The organism is Methylobacterium sp. 10 (assembly GCF_000519085.1).
In the GTDB taxonomy this organism is placed as follows: Bacteria; Pseudomonadota; Alphaproteobacteria; order Rhizobiales; family Beijerinckiaceae; genus Methylobacterium.
In genome coordinates, this window is record NZ_KI912577.1 from 4,148,174 (window position 1) to 4,168,808 (window position 20,635).

The 20,635-nt window shown below is 68.1% G+C and carries 18 protein-coding genes; 5 read left to right on the forward strand and 13 right to left on the reverse strand.

All coding sequences use genetic code 11. The features are described 5' to 3' along the window. Positions 1–133: 133 nt before the first annotated feature. From K368_RS25140 to K368_RS0119545, 3 genes are all read left to right on the forward strand, one after another. Positions 134–2,158, forward strand: coding sequence for a TonB-dependent receptor (locus tag K368_RS25140; protein WP_155935381.1), 2,025 nt, complete (start codon positions 134–136; stop codon positions 2,156–2,158). 107 nt (positions 2,159–2,265) lie between these two features. Beyond that, entirely contained in the window at positions 2,266–3,465 is a 1,200-nt protein-coding gene (gene nhaA / locus K368_RS0119540; protein ID WP_027173807.1) for a Na+/H+ antiporter NhaA, read from the forward strand. A 79-nt stretch (positions 3,466–3,544) separates the two neighbouring features. After that, complete coding sequence (locus tag K368_RS0119545; RefSeq protein ID WP_027173808.1) at positions 3,545–4,609, forward strand: cytochrome c peroxidase; 1,065 nt, start codon at positions 3,545–3,547, stop codon at positions 4,607–4,609. A 90-nt stretch (positions 4,610–4,699) separates the two neighbouring features. Here K368_RS0119545 and K368_RS27145 read toward each other — a convergent pair whose 3' ends face one another. Continuing rightward, positions 4,700–4,861 (reverse strand): hypothetical protein, encoded by a 162-nt coding sequence (locus tag K368_RS27145; protein ID WP_197031040.1) that lies wholly within the window; start codon positions 4,859–4,861, stop codon positions 4,700–4,702. Positions 4,862–5,210: 349 nt separating this feature from the next. On the opposite strand from K368_RS27145, the gene K368_RS0119555 reads away from it, so the two are divergent. Next, entirely contained in the window at positions 5,211–6,245 is a 1,035-nt protein-coding gene (locus tag K368_RS0119555; protein WP_245259622.1) for a hypothetical protein, read from the forward strand. Between the two features lie 28 nt (positions 6,246–6,273). Here the strand turns inward: K368_RS0119555 and K368_RS0119560 are convergent, their stop codons facing one another. Beyond that, complete coding sequence (locus K368_RS0119560) at positions 6,274–6,624, reverse strand: hypothetical protein (RefSeq protein WP_051439934.1); 351 nt, start codon at positions 6,622–6,624, stop codon at positions 6,274–6,276. Between the two features lie 146 nt (positions 6,625–6,770). Between K368_RS0119560 and K368_RS0119565 the strand changes: the two genes are divergently transcribed. After that, on the forward strand, positions 6,771–9,644 hold the full coding sequence (locus tag K368_RS0119565; protein WP_027173811.1) for an EAL domain-containing protein: 2,874 nt from the start codon (positions 6,771–6,773) through the stop codon (positions 9,642–9,644). Between the two features lie 358 nt (positions 9,645–10,002). Here K368_RS0119565 and pufC read toward each other — a convergent pair whose 3' ends face one another. The 11 genes from pufC to K368_RS0119620 form a co-directional block, all read right to left on the reverse strand. After that, positions 10,003–11,112 (reverse strand): photosynthetic reaction center cytochrome PufC, encoded by a 1,110-nt coding sequence (gene pufC, locus K368_RS0119570; protein WP_027173812.1) that lies wholly within the window; start codon positions 11,110–11,112, stop codon positions 10,003–10,005. Then, positions 11,109–12,086 (reverse strand): photosynthetic reaction center subunit M, encoded by a 978-nt coding sequence (gene pufM, locus K368_RS0119575; protein WP_027173813.1) that lies wholly within the window; start codon positions 12,084–12,086, stop codon positions 11,109–11,111. Before pufM ends, pufC begins: the two co-directional genes overlap by 4 nt. 14 nt (positions 12,087–12,100) lie before the next feature. Beyond that, a complete protein-coding gene (gene pufL / locus K368_RS0119580; RefSeq protein WP_027173814.1) occupies positions 12,101–12,925 on the reverse strand; it encodes a photosynthetic reaction center subunit L in 825 nt (274 codons plus the stop codon). Between the two features lie 266 nt (positions 12,926–13,191). Next, complete coding sequence (gene pufA / locus K368_RS0119585; protein ID WP_018043293.1) at positions 13,192–13,380, reverse strand: light-harvesting antenna LH1, alpha subunit; 189 nt, start codon at positions 13,378–13,380, stop codon at positions 13,192–13,194. A gap of 14 nt (positions 13,381–13,394) precedes the next feature. Further along, positions 13,395–13,622, reverse strand: a complete 228-nt coding sequence (pufB, locus tag K368_RS0119590; RefSeq protein WP_018043292.1) for a light-harvesting antenna LH1, beta subunit — start codon at positions 13,620–13,622, stop codon at positions 13,395–13,397. 170 nt (positions 13,623–13,792) lie between these two features. Next, positions 13,793–14,041: a hypothetical protein gene (locus K368_RS0119595; protein WP_081739626.1), complete on the reverse strand. Its 249-nt coding sequence runs from the start codon at positions 14,039–14,041 to the stop codon at positions 13,793–13,795. A gap of 113 nt (positions 14,042–14,154) precedes the next feature. Then, the gene (gene bchZ / locus K368_RS0119600) at positions 14,155–15,621 is read right to left on the reverse strand and encodes a chlorophyllide a reductase subunit Z (RefSeq protein WP_027173816.1); all 1,467 of its coding nucleotides are present in this window, start codon (positions 15,619–15,621) and stop codon (positions 14,155–14,157) included. After that, the gene (gene bchY, locus K368_RS0119605; RefSeq protein WP_027173817.1) at positions 15,621–17,198 is read right to left on the reverse strand and encodes a chlorophyllide a reductase subunit Y; all 1,578 of its coding nucleotides are present in this window, start codon (positions 17,196–17,198) and stop codon (positions 15,621–15,623) included. Before bchY ends, bchZ begins: the two co-directional genes overlap by 1 nt. 5 nt (positions 17,199–17,203) lie before the next feature. Further along, positions 17,204–18,190 (reverse strand): chlorophyllide a reductase iron protein subunit X, encoded by a 987-nt coding sequence (locus tag K368_RS0119610; RefSeq protein WP_027173818.1) that lies wholly within the window; start codon positions 18,188–18,190, stop codon positions 17,204–17,206. Continuing rightward, entirely contained in the window at positions 18,187–19,122 is a 936-nt protein-coding gene (gene bchC / locus K368_RS0119615) for a chlorophyll synthesis pathway protein BchC (RefSeq protein ID WP_027173819.1), read from the reverse strand. The genes K368_RS0119610 and bchC overlap by 4 nt, the downstream gene beginning before the upstream one ends. Before the next feature lie 100 nt (positions 19,123–19,222). Next, on the reverse strand, positions 19,223–20,395 hold the full coding sequence (locus K368_RS0119620; RefSeq protein WP_245259623.1) for an acetylserotonin O-methyltransferase: 1,173 nt from the start codon (positions 20,393–20,395) through the stop codon (positions 19,223–19,225). Positions 20,396–20,635: the final 240 nt, after the last annotated feature.

Consider the following 20,635-nt stretch of genomic DNA (forward strand, 5'->3'; position numbering starts at 1 on the left):
GACGTATCGTTCGGCCGGAACGTCGACCATCACGCTCGTCAACCCGCGCTTCGTCCAGCTCGAAGCGCCGCCGGGAGGCGTCTTCCTCGATGAGCTTTCGGTCGAGGCGCAGCGCGCGAGCATTGCGGACTCGATGTCGGCCGCCTCGGCGTTGTCCGCCCCCTATGCCGGAGGCCAGGTGGCACGGGGGGGACGGATCGGTTTGCTCGGCAACGTCGACACGGCGAAAACGCCGTTCAATGTGACGAGCTATACGGACCGCTTCATCCGGGACCGGCAGGCGAGTACCGTGTCCGAGGCACTCATCCTCGATCCCTCCGTCCGGGCCACGCAGACGACGGGCGCGCCCTTCGACTCGTTCTACATCCGCGGCTTTCCCATCAATGAGGGGACCAGCGGCGAGATCGCCTTCGACGGGATCTACGGCGTCGCGCCGAGCCTGCGTGTCCTCACCGACTATGCCGAGCGCATCGAAGTCCTGAAGGGGCCCTCGGCGGCACTCTCGGGGATCGCGCCGAACGGGGGAATCGGGGGCGTCATCAACGTGGTTCCCAAGCGTGCGGGCGAGGATCTGACACGTGTCACCCTGGATTACGGTTCGATCGCACGGGGTGGCGGCCAACTGGACGTCGCGCGGCGATACGGTGCGAACCGGGAATGGGGGGCGCGCTTCGTCGGCAGCCTGCGGGGCGGCGATACGCCCATCGACCGTCAATCCGAGACGACGGGGGTCGCGTCGCTCGCCCTCGATTACCAGGGGGACCGGTTCCGGGCATGGCTCTACCTGCTGGCGCAGGACGATCGCTTCACCGCACCCCTGCGTCCTTTCCTTCTCAGGGCCGGCGTGCCCGTACCGAGGGCAGCCGGCGGTCGTCTGAATCTCAGCCAACCCTGGGAGTACTCGAAGGTGGACGATCGCGGCGGTCTGCTGCGCATGGAGTACGACCTGAGCGACCAGATCACCCTCTTCGCCGACATCGGCGGTTCGCAAACGGGCGTCGAGCGTTACTTCGCTTCCGCACCGACCATCACCAACGTCCTCGGCGACACCACGACGGCCCCGCAATACTACAACCTCGGCGTCGACCGGCTTACCTATGACGCGGGCATCCGGACCAAGTTCGAGACCGGGTTCATCCGCCACGCCTTCGCCGTGCAGGCCTCGGTGTACAGCGAGGATACGGGGCGGGAGCTTTCCGCCGTGCGCGGCAGCTATCTGTCGAACATCTACGATCCCGTCCTCGCCCCCTACATCGCTCCCGTCATCTCGTCCTTTCGGCCGCGCCTGTCCGACGGTACGCTGACGGGAGTCTCGGTGGCGGACACGATGTCCGTCCTCGATGAGCGCATTCTCCTCACCGTGGGCATGCGTCAGCAGCGTATCGAGGCCCGCAACTACGTCTCGAACGTCGGCACCCTGGCCTCGTCCTACGATCAGAGCGCGACCAGTCCCCTCGTCGGTCTCGTCGTACGACCCTGGGAGACCGTCTCGCTCTACGGCAACTATATCGAGGGCCTGAGCCGTGGCGACATCGCTCCGGCCACCGCGACCAACTTCGGGGAGGTGTTGGCGCCCTACGTCGCGCGACAGGTCGAGGCCGGCGTGAAGGTGGATTTCGGCCGGATCGGCACCTCCTTCAGCGCCTTCCAGATCACGCGGCCCATCGGCGAGCTGAGCCCGGAAAGCCGTTATGCCCAAACCGGCGAACAGACCGTGAGCGGCCTCGAGTTCAACGTCTATGGCGAGATCGCACCGGACATGCGTGTCCTCGGCGGCCTCACCTTGCTCGACGGCGTGCGCACGCGATCCGCGCTGGCCGCCAATGTGGGCAATCGGCCGATCGGCGTCCCCGATGTGCAACTCAATCTCGGAGCGGAGTGGGATCTGCCCTGGGTCTCGGGTCTGACCCTGAATGGCGCGGTCATCTACACGGGGCGGCAATTCGTCGACACGGCGAACGCTCAAGCCCTGCCGGATTGGGCGCGTCTCGATCTCGGACTTCGCTATTCGACCCTGTTGGAAGGGCGCCGGACGACGTTTCGCGCCAATGTGCTGAACGTGACGGGGGCGGATTACTGGACCGGCGTGGCGTCGTTCGGCACGTTCTTCCAGGGGGCGCCGCGCACCTATCTGTTGTCGATGTCGATCGACCTTTGATCGGCGACGGTGCGACCCGCGCGAGTTCCCGGTCGGTACAGGAACGCATGCCCGTTCCAACGCCTTGACGGCTTGCCGCCGCGCTCGAGCGCTGTCAGGCGTATCCCATGCTGGAAACCACGCCCGCCCGTCGCCCCCTCTCCGCCCTGCGCAACGCCCTCCGGAGCGAGGCCAGCGGCGGGTTGATCCTGATGGCGAGCGCCGTGCTCGCCCTGATCGTCGCCAATTCGCCCCTCGCACCGGGCTATTTCGCGTTGCTGGGGGCTTATGTCGGCGGCCTCTCCGTGTTGCATTGGGTCAATGACGGCCTGATGGCCCTGTTCTTCCTGCTCGTCGGCCTGGAGATCAAGCGCGAGGTGCTCGACGGGCGCCTGCGCACCTGGCCGGACCGTGTCCTGCCGGGGGTGGCGGCGTTGGGGGGCATGGTCGCGCCGGCGCTGATCTACGTCCTCGTCAACCGGTCCTCGCCCGAGACCCTGCGGGGCTGGGCGATCCCCACCGCCACCGACATCGCCTTCGCGCTCGGCGTCCTCGCCCTGCTCGGATCGCGCGTTCCCGTCTCGCTGAAGGTGTTCCTCACGGCGCTCGCCATCATCGACGATCTCGGCGCGGTGCTGATCATCGCCGCCTTCTACACCGCCGACCTGTCGCTGCCGAGCCTGGCCGGCGCGGGCGTCGTCGTCGCGATCCTGTTCGGGCTCAACCGCGCGGGCGTGAGCCGCCTCTCGCCCTACCTCGTCCTCGGCGCGGTCCTGTGGGTCCTCGTGCTGAGATCGGGCATCCACGCCACCATCGCCGGGGTGCTCCTGGCGCTGACCATTCCCCTGCGCCCGAGCCCCGCCAGACCCGACGATCCGGCCTCGCCGCTCCACCAGCTGGAACATGCGCTCCATCCCTGGTCGGCCTATCTCGTCCTTCCGGTCTTCGGATTCGCCAATGCCGGGGTCTCGTTCAGCGGCATGTCGCCGGCGATGCTGTCCGATCCGGTAACCCTGGGCGTGGCGCTCGGCCTGTTCGCCGGCAAGCAGATCGGCGTGTTCGGCGCCGTGTTCGCCGCCGTGAAGCTCGGCCTCGCCCAGCGCCCGGCCCATGCCGGCTGGTGGCAGATCTACGGCCTGTCGCTGCTCTGCGGCGTCGGCTTCACCATGAGCCTGTTCATCGGCCTCCTCGCCTTCGCCGACAGCCCCGATCTCGAGGCCAAGACCAAGATCGGCGTGCTCCTCGGATCAGTGTCTTGCATGATCGCCGGTGCTACCGTTCTGTTTCTCGCACCGCGTCCTGTTCGCCAGACGGGCTCCGCGGCGTGAGGACGCGCCCCCGGTCAAAAACCCGTGACGCAAGACAATCTTAAATGAAGCATCCTACGCTGCGCAGTCGGAGAGCGGGATGAATCGAAAGGCAGGCTCGGCGTTCGTCAAAGCGGCACTGATGGGTTCGGTCGCGGCCGTGATCGGCGCCAGCCTGTTCGCCACCCATGGCATGACCGACCATGGCAGGACCGACCATGGCATGACCGACGACCCCACCGCCTGGCGCATCGCCTTCGCGCGCCCGTCCGAACTGGCCGCGCCCGAGGGCGGTCCCGATACGGCGGCGCAGGTCGATCTCGGCCGGACGCTGTTCTTCGATCCGGTTCTCTCGCGCTCCCGCACCATCGCCTGCGCCACCTGCCACGAGCCGTCGCGCCATTGGGGCGACGGGCGCATGCGCGGCATCGGCGAGCCCGGGATCGAATTGAAGCTGCGCACGCCCACCCTGCTCAACACCGGCTGGACCGCGCCGCTCGGCTGGGACGGCAAGTTCCCGGATCTCGAATCCGTCGCCTTCACGCCGATCACCGGCCCCAACCTGATGAATCTGTCGGAGGAGGAGCTCATCGCCCGCCTGCGCGCCGATCCCGATTACGTCGCCGCCTTCGCCTCGACCTTCGAGGATCGTGAGATCACGCGCGGCGGGATCGAGCGGGCGCTGGCGGCGTTCCAGCGCACCATCGTCTCGGAAAGCGCGCCGTTCGACCGCTGGCGCGACGGCGATGCCTCGGCGGTGGGAGCCTCCGCGAAGGCGGGGTTCGCGCTCTTCAACGGCAAGGCCGGGTGCCACGAATGCCATGGCGGCTGGGCGTTCACCGACGGGTCGTTCCACGATATCGGCGTCGGCCGGGGCGACGATATCGGGCGGGGACGTCTGTTCCCCTCATCGAAGGGCCTGCAATACGCCTTCAAGACCCCGACCCTGCGCGACGTCGCGCAGCGCGGCCCCTACATGCATGACGGTTCGGTGGCGACCCTGCGCGACGTGATCGATCTCTACGATCGCGGCGGCATCGAACGCCCGAGCCGGTCGCCCAAGATCAGGCCGCTCCACCTCTCCGAGACCGAGAAGGCCGATCTCCTGGCATTCCTCGACACGCTGACGGCCGCGGAGCCCAAGCGGAAGGCCGCATCGAAGTAAGTCTTCGGCGCGGGCTTCGCAGTCTCGAAGCCCGCCGCACATATCACGGCACGCTGCGCTGACAGGTTACCGTCCGGTCCCGCCTCGGTTTTATCGGAACAACGTCAAGCCGACGCCGGCGAGCGACAGGCCCACGATCATCAGGGATCCGCCCCAGGTCTCGTAGATGGCGGCACGCGCCGCGACCCGCGTCGACGCGTAAGCGAAGCTGCCGCCTGCGATCAGGGTGGACAGGCTGAGTGTTGTAATCACGCAAGAGCCTTTCTGCTTGATGCGATGTGAGGGCTTAGGCGCCCACCCTCCATGAAGACCAGCGTTTGCCGAATGATCCCGTCGCCACTCTCGACGAACGGCTACGTTGTTGCTCGGGGGTGACGCGATGGGTCCCTCATCCTCCACAACGCATACGCCGACCGCCCCTCATCCGCGAGCGTCCACGGACGGCGGGCGCCGGAATCATGGGAGGGGCGCCGAATCGCCGACCGTGTTAACGATGCTTAAAAATCATTAACGAAATCCTTCCAGGATCACTCAAAACTACGTAGAACGGTGCTGCTGCCGCCGGCCGTCGGCGTTTCAGCTTTCGCCAAGGCTTCACCACATGAGTCTGCGTTGTCGGTTGCCCGGCCCCAGTGCATTGTCCGCCGCCCTGTTTGTGCTCCTCGCGGGCTCCACTGGTGCCAGTGCTCACGTTAAATGGTTCTGTGCTTTCGACGTCGCTGGTTCACCGGTCGGCCTTGCCGAGGTACTGTGTGATAGCTTCGAGCAGCTCGTCGTCGTCTCGTTCCTCGCTCTGTTCGTCGGTGCGTTGCTCGAGCGGACGATCCTCGGCGAGGCGATGATGCGCTCCCTCGACCGGGTCACGGCCTGGGCGCGGGAGAACACCGAGCTGATGTTCCGGGCCGTCTGCGGCGGCTTCTTCGTGTCGCTCTGGACGCTCGGCGGCATCATCCTCACGCCCGAACTCACCACCACCAGCACCGCCCTGCCCTGGTTCCAGCTCGCCATCGCCGCCGGATTCCTGTGGCGGCAGACGATGCCGCTCTCGGCTCTGGGCATCGTCGTCCTGTTCGGGATCGCGGTGGCGAATTACGGCGTGTTCCACCTGGCCGATTATCCCGTCTTCCTCGGTGTCGCCGCCTATCTCGCCCTGACGGGCCTCCGGCGCGACCTGTTCGGGATCCGTCCCCTCGACATCGTCCGTTACTCGGCCGCGGTGACGCTGATGTGGGCCTCGGTGGAGAAATGGGCCTATCCGCAATGGTCGTTCCCGCTCTTCATCGACCGTCCGGAACTGACGATGGGGTTCGACGGCGCCTTCTTCATGAAGGCCGCCGGGGCGGTGGAATTCGCCCTCGCCTTCGCGCTCATCTGCACGCCGCTGGTGCGCCGCGTGGCGGCGATCATGCTCGCGGCGGCCTTCGTCTCGGCGATCTTCGAGTTCGGCAAGGTCGACGCGATCGGCCATTCCCCGATCATCGTGGCGATGGTCGCCATCGCCGCCGACGATGTCAGGGTTCCCCTGCGGGTGCGACAGCTGGCGGCGCTTCCCCTGGGCTACGGGGCCGCCCTCGCGAGCTTCATCGGGCTCTATTACGGCGCCCATTCCGTGCTGTCCGCGGCCGGGGCCCTGTAGCCCGGGCCGCCGTCCCGAAGCGTCGCGGTCAGTTGCCGTCGACGCGCACCGCCAGCTTCATCTTGGGGTGGATGCCGCACAGGACGGCGAAGGTCCCGCTCACGGGGAAGACGATCTCGGCCTTGCCGTCCGGCTCCTGATCGCCCGAATCGTAGTGGAACGTCGGCGAGTCGACATAGGCGTGATGCAGGAGATCGCCGTCGTCGTTGACGATCTGCACGGTCTCCCCTTTCTTGATCACCAGCGCGCTCGGCTGGAACGCCCGGCCCTTCTGCGAGATTCGGTAGACCTGTCCCGCCGCCGATGCATGGAGGGCGAAGGCGGCCACACCGGTGGAGACGAGGGCGAACGCAAGACCGAGTGAAGTGATGCGTCTCATGCAGCCCGCCGATACGATTTCGTCCTTTTGCATCCTTGCCGGTGCAAGTAAACAGGTTGTTAATTGGCCAAAATTTACAAAGATTTCAAGCCCGACTTAACTATTGCGGGCGAAGAATTTACGATAGGCCGGATGAGACGAACTGGATGAAATCTATCTACGGTTGGAAATCTGCCAAGGCAGGCGAGAGGAACTGGCCGAGGCCCATCACCGCGGTCGCCTCTTTCGCGGGCACCATCCGCGGCCGGATCCTGGTCGCCTTTCTCATCATGAGCGCCATCACGGGCATCCTCGGATTATCGGCGGCTTCGGGGATTCGCCGGGCCGACGAACTCGTGAGCCGGACTTTCGATCAGTCTCTCATGTCGATCAACTATGCGCGGGCCGCCGCCGCCGATTTCGCCAACATGCGCTCCCTGGAGGCCCGGCGGCGGATGATCGCCGATCCCGGCGTCAAGGCGGAGCTCGACGGCCGGCTCGACACCCTGCGCCGCGTCTTCGCCGAGGATCTCGCCGTGGCGGTGGAGCGCGCCCAGTCGGGCCGTGCGACCCAGGCGGCCGAGGCCGTGGAGCGGGCGGTGAAGGATTGGGACGCGGCCCGCTCCGTCCTCGCCGGCCGCGAGACCAGGGATTCCGATTGGGACGCCGTCGACCGGCATGCCGCCGCCGCCGAGGAGCATCTCGACCTCTTCATCAACCATACCGCCGGCGACGGTTTCATCTACCGGCAGCAGGCCAGGGCCATCGTCGCCCGCGAGACCCAGATCAACCTCTTCGGCACCCTGCTCGCCCTGCTCATGTCGGCCTCCGTCGCCTTCCTGCTGGCCCGGCGCATCATGCGGCCGGTGGCGGACGCCTCCATGGTCGCCTCGCGGATCGCGGCGGGCGACCTCAGCGTGACGATCCCGTCCGGCAGTGCGGACGAACTCGGCGCCCTCCTCGCCTCCATGGGCGTCATGCGCGACAACATCCGCCGGGCGATGGAGCAGGAGGTCGCCCAGCGCATCTCGGCGGAGGCCCATCTCGCCGACGCCCTCGAGACCTCCCTCGAAGGCATCGTCGTGGTCGACGAATCCGGCCGGATCGCGCTCATCAACGGGCAGGCGGAGGATTTCCTCGGGTTCGGTCACGAGCCGCTGCCGCGGGACACGTCGATGGCCCGCGTGGCCTTCGAGGGCAACGCGCTCGCCCGCATCCTCCTCTCCGAGGACGACGATTGGACGATGCCGCGCGAGACGCAGCTCTTCGACGGGCGCTGGCTCCGGATCAGCCGCAGCCGCACGCGCACCGGCGGTTTCATCGCGGTCTGCAGCGACATCACCCTGCTCAAGGTCCAGGAGGCGCATCTCCAGGCCACCAACCTTCGCCTCGACACCGCCCTCGACAACATGTCCCAGGGCCTGTGCCTGTTCGACGCCGAGGGGCACCTCATCGTCGTCAACCGGCGCTATTGCGAGCTGTTCGACCTCGCGCCGGGAGACCTGCCGCTCGGCACCCCGTATGAAGACGTCGCGGCGCTCTACCTGGCCTCGGCGGAGGAGGGCACGGTCTTCGAGATCGAGGGCCGGCAGATCTCGGCCGCCGGTTCCGGCTTCCGCCAGATGGGCAACGGACGCGTCCTCGCCGTCACGCACAAGCCCGTGGCCGGGGGCGGCATGGTCTCCACCTACGAGGACGTCACCGACCGGCGCCAGGCCGATGCCCGGATCGCCTACATGGCCCGTCACGACGTCCTCACCAGCCTGCCCAATCGCGCCATGTTCGGCGAGCGGATCGAGGAGGCCCTGGCCCATCTCGGGCGCGGCGGCATGTTCGCCGTGCTCTGCCTCGATCTCGACCGGTTCAAGGAGGTCAACGACACCCTCGGCCACCCTGTGGGAGACGAACTCCTGAAAGCGGTGGGCAACCGCCTCACCGCCTGCCTGCGCGAGGTCGACACCGTGGCCCGGCTCGGCGGCGACGAATTCGCCATCATCCTCGCGGGCGTGACCTACCCGGAAGAGGCCACCATCCTGGCGCGGCGGATCGTGGACGTGATCAGCAACCCCTACGAGCTCGACGGCCAGCAGGTCGCCGTCGGCGTCAGCATCGGCATCTGCCTCGCCCCCGGCGACGGCACGAGCTGCGACAAGCTCCTCAAGAACGCCGACGTCGCCCTCTACCGCGCCAAGGCCGACGGGCGCGGCACCTGGCGCTTCTTCGAGGTGGAGATGGACATCCGGCTCCAGGCCCGCCGCGCCCTCGAACTCGACCTGCGCGAGGCGGTGGCCCAGGGTGCGTTCGAGATGTTCTACCAGCCGATCTACGATTTTCGCGGCCGGCGCGTCGGCGGGTTCGAGGCGCTGATGCGGTGGCGCCACCCGGAGCGCGGGCTCGTCTCGCCCGCGGAATTCATCACGGTCGCCGAGGAGATCGGCCTGATCGTGCCGCTCGGCGACTGGGCCCTGCGCACGGCCTGCAGCGAGGCCATGCGCTGGCCCGACGGGATCAGGGTCGCGGTCAACGTCTCGGTGGCCCAGTTCCGGGACGGCATCGTCATCCAGTCCGTCAAGGACGCGCTCGGCGTCAGTCGACTCCCCGCCGCGCGCCTGGAGCTCGAGATCACGGAATCGGTCCTGCTCAAGGACAACGCCGCGACCCTCGCCACCCTCCACGCCCTGCGTCGCCTCGGCGTCCGGATCGCCATGGACGATTTCGGCACGGGCTACTCGTCGCTGAGCTACCTGCGCAGCTTCCCCTTCGACAAGATCAAGATCGACCAGTCCTTCGTCCGGGACATCACCGCGGCCGACGAATCCGCCTTCATCGTCCGCGCCGTCATCGGCCTCGGATCGAGCCTGCACATGCGCACCACCGGCGAGGGGATCGAGAACGAGATCCAGTTCGAGCGCCTGCGCCAGGAAGGCTGCGACGAGGGCCAGGGCTACTATATCGGCCGCCCCGAGGGCGCCGGGAGCATCCCCGAGGTGCTGCAGCGCTGGTCGGGACGGCGCGGCCGCGCCAAGCACGCCGTCGCCTGAGGAGAACCGCGCCTCCCCCTCTCCCCGCCGGGCGACGGCATTCACACATTTCGCGGGCTGCGCCGACGAGCCCTCCTCCCCCTTGTGGGGAGGAGTTGGAGGTGGGGGTGGTTGGGCGACCCTCAAGCTGCGGAGGCTGGCGCCACCACCCCCACTCCTGACCTCTCCCCACAAGGGGGAGAGGGACGCGCTCTGCCTGAAACAGCTGCTGTGTGAATCCGGGAGGCGTGCCGAGTGAGGGGATGCTCGACCGTGCGCGCTGGGACGGGCTCGCTTGGGACTTGGTGTGATGCCCGTTCGCTCAAGCAAAAGGGGCGGATTCCAAAGAACCCACCCCCCTTTGTCTATCTCCGAAACCCTATTGTGGTGCGGGGGGCGGCGCAGGGGCGGCTGGCGCCGGCTCCGCTGGCACGGGGTCCGCCGCGCTCGCCGTCTCGGTGGATTTGGCCAATTCCGGATAGGCCTCGATCATCGATGCGCCGTTGAGGGGCTTGCTCTGTCCGTTGTGGCAGGTGGTGCAGTTCACCTTGGGCACGTCGCCGAGCACGCCGAGGCGGGCGGTGGGGAAGGTCGAGGTCAGCGGCTCGAGGAAGTTGCCGTTGATGTCCCGCACCATGCGGATGCCGTGCCAGGCGGTGGTGCGCTGGGGCGTGCTCTGCGACCAGTTCGAGATCGCCCTCGTGTTGTGGCAGAAGGTGCAATTGACCCCGAGACCCTCCGACATGTGGATCATCAGGCCGTAGGTCTTCTCGGCATCCTGGATCGGCTTGCCCTTGGTGGTGGGGAGCGCCGTGGTGGCGTTCACCCGGATGGCGTTGTTGTCGATGTTTTTATCGGCGAGGTATTCGGTCAGGGTGTCGTAGGGCAGCGAGGCGAGCCCCACCGAGGCTTTGGCCAGGTTCTGCCCGTTGTTGCGGGCGGTGAAGCCGCCGGGCCGGTTCGGGCCGGGATCGGTGAACCAGACATGGGCCGGCACCGGCTGGCCGCGGTGGCAGGTGAAGCAGGTGACGCCCGTGCCCCCCACATGGTTGTCCTTCCAGCTCTCGTTGATGTGCTGGGTCATCTGCAGCATCCGGCGGGCGACTTTCTTCTGGTAGAGGCTGTCGTCGGCCATGTTCTCGGTGTTGTGGCAATAGGTGCAACCCTGTTCCGGGCTGACCCATTCGGTCATCGAGACCATCAGGCGGTTGAACTCGTTGACGCTGACGTTCTTGAGGACCTGGACGTTCTCGTAGGTGGCGCCGGCGAGCTCCTCGCCGGGCTCGGCCGGGTCGGCCGGCGCCGGGGCGACGTTGGCCGCCTTCGTCTCGGCCACCCCGTCGCGAGTATGGATCTGGTCCATCCCCGTTCCGCGAAAGCCGTTCTGGGTGGTCTGGAGCGGCGGCCGGTCCCAGCCGGACGTACCGAACATCGCGATGGTGAGGAAGAAGGCGATCGAGGCGCCGAGAACTGTGACGAACGTCTTCATGGGACCGCCCCCGGCATGCTCAAGGGATCGACGACCGGCGCATAGACCTGCGGATAGGACGGGGCGACGCCATGCTTGACCGCCCAGAGGTACCAGTTGTCGACCACCGTGCCGGTGAGCAGGATGCCGATGCCGCCGGTGAGGGTGGTCAGCACCGCGAACCACCAGGCCCAGCGGTGGACCGATTCCATCGTGGCGTTGAAGCCCATGGTCCAGCGCCAGAACAGGGCGGCGCGCTCGGTGGCGGTGCCGCGATCGACGATCTGGTCGATCTCGCGCTCGCCGCCGAAGCGGCTCACCGCCAGGATCGTGGCGCCATGCATCGCGAAGAGGAGCGTCGACCCGTAGAGGAAGACGATCGAGAGCATGTGGAACGGGTTGTAGAAGAGGTTGCCGTAGCGCAGCGAGAAGGCGGCGGTCCAGTCGAGATGCGGGAAGATGCCGAAGGGCACCGCCTCGCTCCACGACCCCATCAGGACCGGCCGGATGAAGCCGAGGACCAGGAACAGCCAGATGGCGGAGGCGAAGGCCCAGGGCACATGGGTGCCGAGGCCGAGCGCCCGGGCGCGGCGATAGAGCCGGACCCACCACAGCAGGATCGAGGCGGTGAGGAAGAAGCCGGCGATCAGCCACCATCCGCCTTCCTGCAGCGGCGGCAGGATCTTGAGCCCGTATTGCGGTCGCGGCGGCTCAAGGGCGAGCCAGGGCAATTGGCGCACGAACTGGACCGGGTCCCAGTTCACGCTCGCCCACATGTTGAGGCCGACGATCTCGAAGGCGATGAGGAAGCACACGCCCGAGAGGGCGCCGAGATAGCCGATGTAGATCGGGCCGACCTGGGCGTTGCCGAACAGGCCGAACAGGTAGCTGTGGAACGGCGTGCCCCAGCGCCGGTCGACATCGACGGGAACGCCGAGTTCCGGAATGGTGGAGCGGACTTGGACCTCGGTGAAGATGTTCTGATAGTAGGCCATGGTCGTGCCCCCCTCTAGCGCCAGACCGGGAGATTGAGCCACCAGCCCCACCATTCCGGCCAGCCACGGGTCCAGAACGGGCCGCTGATGATGATGCAGACGGCGCTCCAGAAGCCCGCCGAGAGGGCGAGGAACAGGCCGAGCCGGTGGATGCCGAGCGTGCCGATCGAGTAGCCGATCGTGTCGCGGAAGAAGGTGTCCTCGTGCTCGGGGGTCTTCACCACCTGGCCCTTGCCGGGATTGGTGGCCGAGAGGATCAGTGCGCCGTGCAGGGACAGGGCGAAGGTCGTCGTGAAGAAGAACGACACCGCCAGCATGTGCGCCGGATTGTAGTGGAAGTGCAGGTACTGGTAGCCGGTGTTCGAGACCCAATCGAGATGGCTGAGGATGCCGTAGGGGAAGCCGTGGCCCCAGGCGCCCATCAGGAACGGCCGGATCACCACCAGCGACACATAGGCGAAGATCGCCACCGAGAAGGCGAAGGGCACGTGGTAGCCGATGCCGAGCTTGCGGCAGATCTCGACCTCGCGCAGGGCCCAGGAGACGAACGACCCGACCGCGCAGAAGGTGATGATCTGCCAGAGGCCGCCCTCCTTGAGGGGGGCGAGCGCCAGCCCGTATTTGAGATCGGGCGGCGCGATGTTGATCTGCCAGATGTTCCAGGTCGGCCCGAGCGCCGCGCCGTAGATGATCAGCGCGGTGCCGAGCACCGAGAAGAACAGCGTCGTGACGCCGAAGAACCCGACATAGAACGGCCCGACCCAGAAATCGAACAGGTCTCCGCCAAGCAGCGTGCCGCCGCGGACGCGGTATTTTCGTTCGAAACTCAGCATCGCCATCGCGAATACCTCCCGGCTTCACAGGTCACGATTCTTGATGGATTCGCGCATCCGTCAGGCTGCGCGTCGTCCCCTCCCCCTTGCGGGGAGAGGTGAGGAGTGGGGGTGGCGCCGCTGGCCTCCGCAAGCCGAGGGTCGCCCAGCCACCCCCACCTCCAACTCCTCCCCGCACCCATCTCGGGCTTGCCCGATAGGGGCACCGGAGATGCGGGTCTCGGGCGAGCCCGAGACCCGGAGGGGGAGGAGGATGGTCCGCATCCCGCCGGTCAGGCGGGCATCGTCGGCAGGACCAGCGTCTGCGCATTGGCGGCGCGCGGGGCCTTGGGGCCTTCCAGCCAGTTGAACCGGTCGGTGCTGAGCAAGATGAAGTGGATCAGCAGCGCCAGGATGAACAGGAAGGTGAAGAGCGCCACCAGCGTGCGGCGCGGATCGAAGAGAAGCCAGACCTTGTGCATGGGTGCGTTCCTCCTCAGGAGATCATCGAGACGAGGCCGTGCGCGGCGCTCGTGACGGTGTCGAGGGCGGCGTAGCCCTTGGGGCCGGGCAGCCACGGGCGCCACATCCAGACGAGGATATGCGCGACCACGGCGATGGCCGTGAAGATGATGAAGCTCGTCAGGAAGATCGCGTGGAACTCCTTGGCTTCCGGTTCCGTCAGCCCGGACAGGCTGCTGGCTTTCTCGATTCCGCTGGACATGGTGTGAGCCTCCGCTTTCGTCTGGCCGTGCGTGGTCCACGCGCGGCGGGTGAGGTCGCGGGGGCCGGCAACGGCGCTCGCGACGGTCGTTCCCCCCTCGTCGGACGGGAGGTCGTTCGGGTTCCGGATCGGGCGGGCATCGGCCCGGGGCGATCCGGCTCCGGAAAGCGTCAGCCCATGAAGACGAAGGGGATCGCCGACACGGCCATGGCCTTGGCCTCGCCGAAGACCGAGCGCCGGGCGATGAGTCCGTGGCCCACCGGAGCCCGTGCCGGGACGAGGCGCTGGAGTGCGGCCGCCGCGAGGAAGAAGGGGTAGGTCGCCACCAGGAGGAGGCGGAACTGCAGCTCGTGCCGCTGCAGGCGCGACGGGGCGGGACGCGACAGAGCCTGGCGGGAGGGCATGGTCATCGACTGCATGGCGGAAATCTCCTGTCCGCAATCCGCGGCGGTCGGCCTCGCGGGGAGGCCGGTTCTCGACGGAAACGGCGCCGCGCCGCTCCAGCCGGAAAGAGGGTGCGGGGCGGAGGCGCTCATGCCGCCGCTCCGAGGGTCAGGTCCGCATGGGCGCGCTCGACCTCGGCCGGGCCGACCCGCTCCTGTCCGGCATTCCGGGTCGCCCGTTCGGCCGCGTCGCGCAGGCGCTTGGCCACCGAGATCCGCACCAGCACCGGATGGGCCTCGACGAGGTCGTCGAGGAGGGTGCGGGCGGCCTCGTCCCAGGGCAGTTCGCGATGGATCCGCGCCGGCGTCGCCTCGACCCGGTCCATGTCGCGGGCCAGCGGCAGGATGTGGAAGAGCATGTCGAACAGGGCGTTGCAGACCTCCTGGATGAGGTAGGTCGCGCCCGAGAAGCCCATGAAGGGCGTGCCGGTATGGCGCCGGATGATGGCGCCCGGAAAGGAAGCCGGCACGAACACCGCCCGCGATCCGCATTCGGCCGCGTACATGCGCTCGTTGAACGAGCCGAACAGGACGAGGGGCGGATTGGCCTTGATCGCTTCACGGACCGCCGCGTTGTCGGTCTTGGCGCCGGGCCGACGCGAGATCGCGAAGGTGCAGGGCAGGCCCATCTCGTCTTCGAGAAAGCGGCGGACGCCCCGCGCATAAGTGTCCGAGGCGACGATGCCGAAACTCGCGGTGCCGAAGAAGTCCTGGGTCACCGAGCGCCACAGGTCCCAGACCGGCTTGATCGTGGTGTGGCGCTCGCGCTCGATGAAGGGCTCCGGATCGAGGCCGAGGATCTCACCGAGCTTGCGCAGGAACTTGGTGGTGGCGTGCAGGCCGATCGGCGCCTGCAGGTAGGGCCGCTCGAGGGCTTCGCAGAGGAGGCGGCCGAACTCGCGGTAGAGGCAGATGTTGGCGTCCGCGTTCACGAGTTTCGGCACGTCGGCGAGATGCGAGCCGAGCGGAAAGGCGAGGTTCACCTCGGCGCCGATCCCCTCCACGAGGCGGCGGATCTCGGCCAGATCGGAGGGCATGTTGAAGGTGCCGTAGGCCGGGCCGATGATGTTGACGCGGGGGCGCTCGCCCTCCTTGCGGGGAGGCCTTGCCGGGATGCCCTTCTTGGCGAACTTGCGGGCGCCGTATTCCTGCCAGAGCCAGGACATCGCCCGGTCGGCGGTCTGCCACTGGTCCTCGTCGATGGTGCGCGGCAGGAAGCGCTGGAGGTTGGTGCCCTCGGGCGTCACGCCGCCGCCGATCATCTCGGCGATGGAGCCGGTGACGACCACGCTCGGCATCCCCGGATCGAGGGTGGCATGGGCCCGCTTCATCGCGGCCTCGGTGCCGTGGCGGCCGAGTTCCTCCTCGGCAAGGCCCGTGACCACGATGGGCAATTCATGCGGCGGCAGGGCGTCGGTGTAGTGGAGCACCGAGGTGACCGGCAGGTTCTCGCAGCCCACGGGTCCGTCGATGACGACCTGCAATCCCTTGATGGCGGTGAAGACGTAGACGGCGCCCCAGTAGCCGCCGGCCCGGTCGTGATCGAGGACGAGCATCAGGCCATCTCCCCGATCGGGTTGTGGGAAGGTTTTCCGCGCGTCGCCGAGGCGACGTTCTGGCGGATTGTCGGCACCTCTTCCCAGATGCCGGCGGCATGGCCCTCGCCGACCCCGTCGAAGAAGTCCCGCATGGCGTCGAACCGGTGCCGGTTGCCGAGGGCGGTGTTGATGACCTTGGCGAGCGACCCGGCTCCGGCGACGCCCATGAGCGGGCGGGCCGAGATCAGGTTGGTGAAGTAGAGGGCGGGGATCGCCCGCTCCTTTGCCGCCTGCACCACCGGCGTGGTGCCGATGGCGAGGTCAGGGCGGAACTCGCGCATGGCGGAGAGGTCGTCCTCCAGCGAGGCGCGGAAGCGGACCATGACGCCGCGTGACTCGAGCCAGTCGCGGTCGGCTTCCGAATAGGGCGTGCGCGGGCAGGCGGTGCCAACATAGGCGAGGTCCGCGCCGCTCTCGACGAGGAGCCGGCCCACCAGCAGTTCCGAACCCTCGTAGCCCGAGAGCGTGATCCGGCCCTTGATCGGTGTGGCGGCCAGCGCCCCCCGGATCATCGGGAGGAGCCGGTTCTTGGCGGCCTCCACCGTGGCGCGGGGCACGGCGCAGGCCTCGCCGATCCGGTCGAGCCAGTCGGCGGTGCCGTCATGGCCCACGGGGGCGGAGCCGACGATGGGGCGGCCGGCGAGTTCGAACTCGCGGATCGAGGCGGTGTAGAACGGGTGGATCGCCGCCACCGCCGCGCAGTCGAGGGCCGCGTAGAGCTCGCGCCATTCGCGGGTCGGCACCACGGGGCCGGCGCTGAGGCCCAGGGGCTCCAGCAGGCCGCCGATCACCACCGGGTCGGCCGGGAACATCTCGCCGAGCAGCGTGACGCTGGGGCGCTCGGAGCGGCCGAGGCGCGGCGCCTGGACCGGACCCTGCTCGGCTTCCGAACGGGCGAATTTCAGCATCGCCCCGGCGAGCACGTCCTTGGCTTCCGCATGGGTCGGCACGCCGAAGCCGGGCACGTCGATGCCGATGATGCGGACCCCGTCGATCTCCTTGGGCAAGAGCCGCAGGGGCACGCCGGAGGCGGTGGGGACGCAGAGGTTGATGACGACGACCGCGTCGTAATCGGCGGGCTTGGCCACGTCGAATACCGCCTCGCGGATATCCTCGAACAGCTTGCCGGTAACCAGGGTCTCGGAATTGAACGGGACGTAGCCGACGCTGCGCTTGGCCCCGTAGAAATGCGAGGTGAAGGTGAGTCCGTAGACGCAGCAGGCGGAGCCCGACAGGATCGTCGCCGTGCGGCGCATGCGCAGGCCGACGCGCAAGCTGCCGAAGGCCGGGCACATGCTCTGGGGCTGGTCGTGCGGCCCTTGGGGATAGTCTTTTTTGAGCTGCTCCAGCGTCTCCGACATCCCGGCGGCTTCGGCGGCCGCCCGCATCGCGTCCTTGCCGGAATGGCAGCCGAGCCCGTCGGACTTTGTGGCGGCGAGGTTCATCGCCTCCGCGGGCAAGGCGGCGGGAGCCAGGGTCGAGGCGGGGCGCTCTTGACGAGCGCGCAGATCGGCGATGTCGAGGGAGACGGCCATGCGCGTCAGACCTCGTCGTAGACGACTTCGAGGGACGGCTTCACGACCTGGACCGTGCCGCACATATCCTCGAAGGTGGCGGGGACCAGGGTGACGCCCCGGCCGACGGCCTCGCCCTTGAACAGGCCGAGCAGCCCGTCCTGGGAGAGCGGCGTGGGGTGGTTGGCCGCCGCGTCGTGGACGTTCTGGGCCAGATCCGCGAAGAGCGAGCCCCATTGGCTCTCGGGCCGGCCGATGATCTCGTAATTCGCGCTCTTCTTGCGGATGTCGTCGTCGGCCGGGATCGAGGCCAGGACCGGGATGCCCACGGCGGCGGCGAAGGCCTGGGCCTCGCCGGTGCCGTCATCCTTGTTGATGACGAGGCCGCCGACACCGACATTGCCGCCGAGCTTGCGGAAGTATTCCACCGCCGAGCAGACGTTGTTGGCCACATACAACGATTGAAGATCGTTCGAGCCGACGACGATGACCTTCTGGCACATGTCGCGGGCGATCGGCAGACCGAAGCCGCCGCAGACCACATCGCCGAGGAAGTCGAGCAGGACGTAGTCGAAGCCCCATTCGTGGAAACCGAGTTTTTCGAGAAGTTCGAAACCGTGGATGATGCCGCGCCCGCCGCAGCCGCGCCCGACTTCCGGCCCGCCGAGCTCCATGGCGTAGACGCCGTCGCGCTTGAAGCAGACATCGCCGATGGCGACCTGCTCGCCGGCGAGTTTCTTCTTCGTGGAGGTTTCGATGATGGTCGGGCAGGCGCGGCCGCCGAAGAGCAGGGACGTCGTGTCGCTCTTCGGGTCGCAGCCGATGAGCAGGACCTTCTTGCCCTGCTGGGCCATCATGTAGCTGAGATTGGCCAGGGTGAACGACTTGCCGATGCCGCCCTTGCCGTAGATCGCGATGATCTGCGTCTCCTTGGTGGCGGAGACGGGGGCCGGATCCGGTTCGATGGCGGCTTCGGCGCGCAGGAGTGCGGCTCCGTTCAGCTGCATGTTCATGACGCGGCTCTCCAATCGAGGATCATCTTCAGGCATTCGGGCTCGCCGAACGCCGTGCGATAGGCGGACGGCGCGTGCGCCGCCGGTTCACGATGGGTGATCAGGCCGTCGAGGGAGAGACGCCCCCCCTCGATCAGGGTCAGGACCGCAGCGAGATCCTCCGGCCGCCACTGGGCGGCGACGCGGATGCGGGCCTCGCGCAGGAAGGCCGGCGGGAAGGCGAAGGAGAGCGGCGCCTCGTAGAAACCGGCGAGCACGATCTCGCCGCCGGGCCTGAGCCGCCCGATCAGCGTGTCGAGGATCGCGGCGTCGCCGCTGACATCGGTGATGGAGCCGTAATCGCGGGTCTCGTCCGCATCGGGATGCAGGACCTCGTAGCCATGCGCGCCCGTGGCCCGGACCGCGTTCGTCTCCCACACCACCGGCTCGCCGCCGGCGATCCGTGTCAGGCGGGCGAGAAGCCGCCCGAGCACCCCGTGGCCGACGATGAGCGAGCGGCCTTCGGGACGCGCGTTGAGCGCATGATAGGCGGTGGCCGCCAGGGCGATGAGGATGCCGTGTTCGCGCAAGGCCGCATCGATGGGAACGAGGCGCGCGCCTTCGCTCACCAGGCGCGAGGCCGCGCCGCCGAACAGGCCGCGCACCGGGCCGAAGCAGCGTGCGCCGGGCACGAAGACCCTCTGCCCAACGGCGAGACCGGAGGCGGGGCCGGCTTCCACCACCTCTCCCACCGATTCGTAGCCGGGGACCAGGGGATAGCCCATGCCCGGGAAGGGCGGCATCCGGCCCGACCAGAGCAGGCGCTCGGTGCCGGTGCTGATGCCGCTCCACAGGGTCTCGACCACCGCGTCGGCGGCGCCCGGAGCATCGATGGCGAGCTCGGCGAGCGACAGGTGTTCGGGGCGTTCGAGGAGGACGGCGAGCGCGTGCATCTTGGTCGACCCTCCCCTGTCCCTTGCTCCGACCCGATGGCGACGGGTTCGGCGCTTGTTCGATGTGTCATCCTAGATTGACACTTTTATTCGTCAAGCCCTACTTACGCTTCGGAGTGTCAATTCGTCGGCACACCAGCAGCCGGGTCAGCAGCGGACGCCGGGTCGGGATCTCGCGGCAATCGCCGAAGCCGGCTTCGTGGAGGAGCGCGGTGAGCTCGGCCGGGCTGCGGCAGCGTCCGCTCCCCATCGCCAGCAGGTAGAAGCCGAAATAGGCGTCGGTGACCGGCTCGGCCCCCGCCGTCCCCGCCATCGGCTCGGCGATCAGGAGCGTGCCGCCGTCGCGAAGCGCCTCGTGGGCGGCGCGCAGGAGCAGGCGGACGGTGTCGTCGTCGTGGTCGTGAATGACCCGGACGAGGGAGATGACGTCGGCGCCCTTCGGCAGGGGCGCGGTGCGGAAATTGCCGCCGCGGGCTTGCGCGCGGTGGGACAGGCCCTCGGCGGCGAAACGCCCGGCGGCACGGGCGGCCACCGCCGGCAGGTCGAACAGCCGGACGGCGAGGCCGGGCGTCGCCCGCATGACCGCGCGCAGAAAAGCCCCCTCGCCCCCGCCCACATCCATGAGCAGGCGGTGGCGGTGCATGGGATAGGCGTCGAGGATGTCCTCGGCGATGAGGGATTGGGAGGCGGCCATGAGGGCCGAGTACTCCGCCACCGCCTCGGCCGGGATCGCCGTGTCGCCGGCCGATCCGGCATAGGGCCAGTAGGCGGCGAGGCGGCTCGTGCCGCCCTCCCCGCGCAGGAGCGCCACCGGGTCGCGCAGGTCCTCGTAGAGGAGCGCATGGTGCTCGATCATCGCGGCGATCGAGGGATTGCCGATCAGGGCCGCGCCGAGATCGGCCAGGGCAAAGCGCCCGTCGGGCAGGCGCCGCAGCAGGTTCAGCGAGACGGCGGCGTCCAGCAGGCGCAGCGCCCGCTCCGGCCTCAGACAGGTCCGCGCGGCCAGGGCCTCGAGCCCGAGCGGGCCGGACGCGAGGATCACGAACAGGTCGAGCCTGATGCAGGCGAACAGGGTCTGCGAATAGACGAAGCCGGCGCAGAGATCGAACAGGGCGCGGGTGTTCCGCCGCGCGATGCCCCGCGTCAGCGGAAACGCGGCGGCCCAGCGCTGGAAGGCCGGATTGGCGATGGTGCGGTTGCGGAAGGACAGCCAGCGCTCGCGCCAGGAGAGGGCGTGCGTCCCTTCTCCGCGCAAAGTGTTCAGCCCGCTCACGATAGGCGCGGGCCTCTCCTCCCCCTTGTGGGGAGGAGTTGGAGGTGGGGGTGGTTGGGCGGCCCTTTGTTGCTGCAAGACGACCACCTTCGCCAGGTTCGGCTGGGCGGAGTCATCCTCCCCATCCCTGCTCCCTTCCCGCAGCGAGCGACTGGATTCGCTCCTCTGCTCGACGGCCGTTCGGTCTCTCGAAGAGGGTTCGGCATGAGGCGCGACGGGCTCCCTCTCCTGGAAGGAGAG